8 protein-coding genes and 1 pseudogene are annotated in these 5135 nt (G+C 58.5%); 3 read left to right on the top strand and 6 right to left on the bottom strand.

Annotation, left to right across the window (positions count from 1 at the left end):
* Window positions 1–622 (top strand): SDR family oxidoreductase (locus tag AC1DJT_RS34365; RefSeq protein ID WP_476835834.1); only part of this gene is annotated, 622 nt, incomplete at its 5' end.
* A gap of 110 nt (window positions 623–732) precedes the next feature.
* Here the strand turns inward: AC1DJT_RS34365 and AC1DJT_RS34360 are convergent.
* The 4 genes and pseudogenes from AC1DJT_RS34360 to AC1DJT_RS34345 form a co-directional block, all read right to left on the bottom strand.
* Window positions 733–1080: a hypothetical protein gene (locus tag AC1DJT_RS34360; RefSeq protein WP_441509149.1), complete on the bottom strand. Its 348-nt coding sequence runs from the start codon at window positions 1078–1080 to the stop codon at window positions 733–735.
* A gap of 715 nt (window positions 1081–1795) precedes the next feature.
* A pseudogene (locus AC1DJT_RS34355) lies at window positions 1796–2502 on the bottom strand (IS110 family RNA-guided transposase); the annotation flags it as partial.
* 428 nt (window positions 2503–2930) lie between these two features.
* Entirely contained in the window at window positions 2931–3158 is a 228-nt protein-coding gene (locus AC1DJT_RS34350) for a hypothetical protein (protein WP_476835833.1), read from the bottom strand.
* A 7-nt stretch (window positions 3159–3165) separates the two neighbouring features.
* Window positions 3166–3393: a helix-turn-helix domain-containing protein gene (locus AC1DJT_RS34345; RefSeq protein ID WP_441509148.1), complete on the bottom strand. Its 228-nt coding sequence runs from the start codon at window positions 3391–3393 to the stop codon at window positions 3166–3168.
* Window positions 3394–3611: 218 nt separating this feature from the next.
* Between AC1DJT_RS34345 and AC1DJT_RS34340 the strand changes: the two genes are divergently transcribed.
* The gene (locus AC1DJT_RS34340) at window positions 3612–3830 is read left to right on the top strand and encodes an ATP-binding protein (protein ID WP_441509147.1); all 219 of its coding nucleotides are present in this window, start codon (window positions 3612–3614) and stop codon (window positions 3828–3830) included.
* A gap of 103 nt (window positions 3831–3933) precedes the next feature.
* Complete coding sequence (locus AC1DJT_RS34335; RefSeq protein ID WP_441509212.1) at window positions 3934–4128, top strand: response regulator; 195 nt, start codon at window positions 3934–3936, stop codon at window positions 4126–4128.
* A 367-nt stretch (window positions 4129–4495) separates the two neighbouring features.
* Here the strand turns inward: AC1DJT_RS34335 and AC1DJT_RS34330 are convergent, their stop codons facing one another.
* Both AC1DJT_RS34330 and AC1DJT_RS34325 read right to left on the bottom strand, forming a co-directional pair.
* Window positions 4496–4831, bottom strand: a complete 336-nt coding sequence (locus tag AC1DJT_RS34330) for a type II toxin-antitoxin system RelE/ParE family toxin (protein ID WP_476770631.1) — start codon at window positions 4829–4831, stop codon at window positions 4496–4498.
* Window positions 4828–5070 (bottom strand): type II toxin-antitoxin system prevent-host-death family antitoxin, encoded by a 243-nt coding sequence (locus tag AC1DJT_RS34325; RefSeq protein ID WP_476835832.1) that lies wholly within the window; start codon window positions 5068–5070, stop codon window positions 4828–4830. The genes AC1DJT_RS34330 and AC1DJT_RS34325 overlap by 4 nt, the downstream gene beginning before the upstream one ends.
* Between the last annotated feature and the right edge of the window lie 65 nt (window positions 5071–5135).

Genomic DNA, 5135 nt, shown 5'->3' with positions numbered 1-5135 from the left:
GACCACGGACAGAAGCATGATCCTGGCGACGAGATATCGTTCAGAGGGACTTGACGATCAAAGGCCCATTACAGAAGCCCTTACAGAAGCTCTGCGAGGTGGTCCGATTACAAGGCTTGTGAACAATGTCGGGGCGGTCTTCCCGAGTAGCGTCGAAACCCAGACGCTGGCCGAGTTGGATATGGCAGTTTCACTGAATTTACGTTGTGCTCTTCAGTGCCTTCAAGCGGTCTTGCCAGGCATGAAGGATGCTGGATTTGGTCGGATCGTGAACATCTCTTCGCGTGCGGCCCTTGGTAAGGAGCTTCGGAGTGCATACGCCGCAACCAAGGCTGGTCTGATTGGTATGGCTAAAGTCTGGGCTCTCGAACTGGGGTGTCACCGGATCACCGCTAATAGTGTCGGGCCTGGTCCCATTCGTACAGAGCTGTTCGAGCGCGCCAATCCGAGAGAAAGTCCTGCAACGCAAGCGATTATCGATAGCATCCCGGTTGGTCGAATGGGCGAACCGGAGGACGTGGCCCATTCGGTAGCATACCTCCTTGATCAGCGAAGCGGCTTTGTCACCGGACAGACACTCTATGTATGTGGGGGAATGACGGTTGGCGCCGCGGGTGCATGAGTGTGTCGATCGGCAACGTAATCCGCTCGGCGTCCTTATAAGGTGATCGAAGAGACGAACTGCCCCGCCCACTTGCGTAGGGGGCGTTCGGTATTGCAATCCTTCCGGTCTCAATCCGTCAGTCGGATCGATTTCTCACGGCAAAGATCGATGCCCTCATTGTCGCTCTCGACCTCGTCGCTGAACTTGGCGAGGACGGAGTAGTTGCAACCCGCCGGCTTGTTGAGCTTGAGCGCAATGCTCTTACCGGCGGCGAGCGGCTTGGAGAGCTTCGCAATAAGCCGCGGCTTATCACCCGGGGTAGTGATTTCCAGGGAGACGACCGGCACGAGGCGGGCATTCGTGACTTTGACTTGCGCGGGCGGCTTGGCGGATTGCGCAGTGGCTGGATTAGTCGCGAGGCAAATGGATACAGTGAAGCCGATTAAGCCGGCCGAGATAACGGGCTGACATCTCATGTTGTATGGTTCCCCCCTTGCGAGCCTGATGCTGCTCGCATCTAATTTCCGGCTATAATGGGCAGGAAAGCGGCTGCTGTCCTCCCGAACAGCAACCTTCTCCCGCAGAGCGGCGTTCCCCCCGAGATTATTATTAGCCCCGTGCTTTTTCTCGGCTGCAGGTACAATCACACACGCTGTTGCGGGACGACAGATATACTTTATATGGCCCACCATTAATCTGCCACATTGTGATCCGCAACTTCCCCGGGTGTCGTTTCAAGTACTGTTAATGTTTCTCACTGTGTAAGCTTTCATTTACCGCTGTGAAACATCCTCGATGAGGTTCGATCAGTCAAACGGTCGCCCGCCTGCCGATTGCTAATGGAGCCCCTGCCATTAATTCAGGAAGAATGAGGATGCAGCCAAACGTGCCGACCTCTCGGCCACATAACCCGATTACTGAAATGTTCAACCGGTTGAAGCGCGAAGAGGCCGTTTTGCCTCTCGTCGGCACTTCGGACTCACCGAATGTTACGGCTCAAATGCCGCCTCCTACCCATCTTGGAAGAAATCAGACGGCATTCGTTGATCGGCCAATGAATAAAGACGCGATTTTATAAGCATCTGGCGGTTTGTAAGGCCACGTTATTCACGAGGTAGCCTCTTCCCGCGGACCGGTATTTCCATCAATGCCACGCGCATTTGATTGCCAACTTCGCCCCGTGGGAAGCAACCCTCGGGCCGATTTTACGGGTAGCAATCTAGATAGGAGTGTTGCGGCGGAGTCAGTCCGGAACTGGTCGGGATCGGTTACGGCTGCGGCACTGCCGTGGCCGTGATCACGCCGAGGCCAGGGATGGCGGCGAGCCTGCGACTAGTTTCGCTCTCGGCATGCCAGGCGGTGAGCTGTTGGTCGAGGACTGCAATCTCGCCGCTGCTGATCGTCACGATCTGGCGGATCAATATCTCCAGAGCGGATCGAGCATAGGATGGCAGCGCATCCTTGTCGGCAAGCGCCTGCTCGGCGAGCCTCGCAAGATGGGCGATACCGGGGTTGGCGACGAGGCCCAGCTCCGCCAGATGCCCGCGCACGGCATTGGCCAACATGGTGCGCTGGCGCACGAGCAGGGATCGGGCGCGATGAGTCATGAGCACACTCTGTTGCTCCACCGTCTTGCCCGGCACAAACCGCATCGTCGGACGGTGGACGGCTTCGCAGATCGCTTCGGCGTCGAGCGCATCGCTCTTGCCGCGCTTGATGTAGGCCTTCACGTAGGACGGAGGAATCAGCCGCACTTTGTGGCCCATGTTGGCGAGCGTGCGTGCCCAGTGATGCGCCGTTCCGCAGGCCTCCACGCCGATCAGGCAAGGAGGCAGCTTCGAGAAGAGGGGCAGCATCTGCTTGCGGTGTAGCCGCTTGACCAGAATCGTACGTGAGGTTGGCCCGCTTGTACCGCGCAAGTTCTGAGGAGTGACGAACGCCGCCCTCCCGAGATCCGGCGACGCTCGGTGCTTCAACTTGGCAATATCCTAAGGTGCACGTTTATCGCTTCGCTAACTGGTTCTACGCCTTTTGTCTCATGCCGACCTTGCTGCTACCTCGCGAGCGAGTAACAATAGGGGGCGCGGCGACACCTCCACGCGGCGTTCCCCTCCACTCGGCCGCCAACGGGCGGCCTCTTTTTGATCAGGTGGGAACAGTAGAGCCTACAGCATAGTTGGCGGACTTTCCTGCGCTTCGAGGAACTCGGTCCGAGTTCTGCCCCTGCCGGCTCCCCTCGCTGACGATCTTGTCCTCAGCCCTGATCGCACGAACTGGCGATCTTTGGGCGGTTAGCGGATGAAGGCGCTCTGCTTGGGCCGAATGGCTATCCCAGGTTCCGTTCAATTGCGGATCGGGCGGCCTGGAAGGTTGCTACTGCTTCCGGCACCGCTCCTTGCTGCTGTTCAAGAATGAGAAGGGCAATTTCGTAAATCTCCCTGACGTCGGCTGCTTCCAATAGGCCTTTCTGCACCAGGCAGCGCAGTAGGCCGGCCATTGTTGCTGAGGAGACCAGATCTGCTGCGGCGACGCCATTCAATGAGGCAACGGACATCGGGGGCTCATTGTGCTTCTGTATGCGCAGGTTCCGGCACGGTGTAGCCGTCCGCTGCGTACGAAGTTATTTTGTTTCGCAGCGTGCGGATGGCGATGCCGAGTAGCGAGGTGGCGTGGGTGCGGTTGCCGCCGGTTTCCCGGAGCGTGGCTAGGATCAGTTGGCGTTCGACAAAGGCTACTGGCAGGCCGACGAACTGATCTACGACGGGTCGCTCACCATCGAGCAGTTGCATGGTCACGGTCCTTTTCGAGCCCCCCAACTCTTCTGGACCCCTTAGAATGGCGCCCGCCGTGGTTAAGAAGCGGTAAATCGATATTGTGAGTGGGCTCGGGACAACGTTGGGTTCGGCGCTCTCCGCCCTCTGCGCGCCCGCAGGGCGCAAGTCTAATCGCTAACTGCATCAACTTACTTGGGCAGTGACGACTTCACCCGACTTGGGATTGCACTKACTTGCGCCCTCTGTTCCGTGGAATAAATAAGCGCTATGCCGGAAGGCTCACTATCGAAGCACAGAACCTGACCCTTGCGCCGGGTGAAGTCGCCGGGCTGCCTATTCACGGGAGCCAAGATTTTGTTGCGATCACAGTGCGCGACACCGATGTCGGCATGTTCGCGGACGTGATTGAAAAGGCTTTCGATCCGTTCTTCACGACGAAACCGATCGGCTAGGGAACGGGCCTAGCTGTCTTGGCTTCGCCGGCATCGGCAGCGCGGCGAGCGCAGGATTCACGACCGCAGACCAGCCCCGCATCACTGTCCGCATGCAACGCCCGTGCAGCGCGTCGCCGCGATCGAATCGCTGAGGGCAAACCCGCATATCGACCTGTTGATCTCCGATGTCGGACTTCCCGGGATGAACGGTCGTCAGCTTGCAGAGATTGCGCAAGGCCAGATGCCGGATCTCAAGGGGCTATTCATCACCGGCTATGCAGCCAATGCGGTCAACCGCAACCGACTTTCTGGCTGACCCGCATGGATATGATCACCAAGCCCTTCGGCCTGGAAAAGCTCGGACGGAAGATCGGCGAAATGCTGGCGAGAAACTAGCGAAATGCCGATCCAGGTCAGAGGACTTCTCTGGATGTACGCCGTGCATTTCGCAGTGACGATTAGATTTGCGCACCAATGCCGGGATCCGTGCGCGCAATGCGCGGTGTGGATGTGTTCTGCGTCTAGACGCCCCTTCGATAGCGGCTCATCGGCTACTTGGCTGCGGTGTAGCTCGATTGATGGTTTTAGATGAGCATTCCCGGGCCGAGATGCTGGCCCCGGCTCCAACTCGTCCGTTCGCGCTCAGCGCAACAGCGATCGAGAACCTGGGAGCAGGTTCGTGATCACCGGCCAAGTAGGCGGCGTTCAAGCAAAGCCTGCATGTCGCGGCGGCCGTCAGCGATGACGAAGATGACGACTTTGCTGCCAATTACGCGGTAGATTAGGCGATACGGATCGAGCAGAATCTGCCGGAATTCCCGAACACCTAACGCCTCAAGTTCCTTGGGGAAGCTGCCCCGTTCCGGGTAACGCTCCAGTGTGGAGATCCTTTCAATGAACGCATCGAGCAAGCACTCAGCCGCTTCCATTGAACGGTGTTCAGCCAGGTAGTAGTGAATGGCTTCGAGATCATCCTCCGCGCCTTGCGTCAGCTCGACCTCAAAGAGGCCCTCCTTCATCGACGATCCGCCGCTTTTCCGCGCAGTCTTTCGACGACAGCGCGAGCCGGCTTGGTCTTGCCTGCATCGACATCCTGATTGCCGATGGCAAGCAGCTTCAACAGCGCGAGCGTCTCTTGCGTCTGTTCAAAGGAGGCAACGTCCTGGAGCACCGCCCTGGCCTCGCCATTCTGCGTGATCACCAGAGGCTCTCGCCTTTCGGTGAGGTTGAGGAGGATGTCGGCTGCGTTGGCCGCCATTCTGCGTGATCACCAGAGGCTCTCGCCTTTCGGTGAGGTTGAGGAGGATGTCGGCTGCGTTGGCC

This window comes from Allobosea sp. 05T422_2 (assembly GCF_056396265.1).
This window is presented reverse-complemented; position numbering and strand designations above follow the sequence as displayed.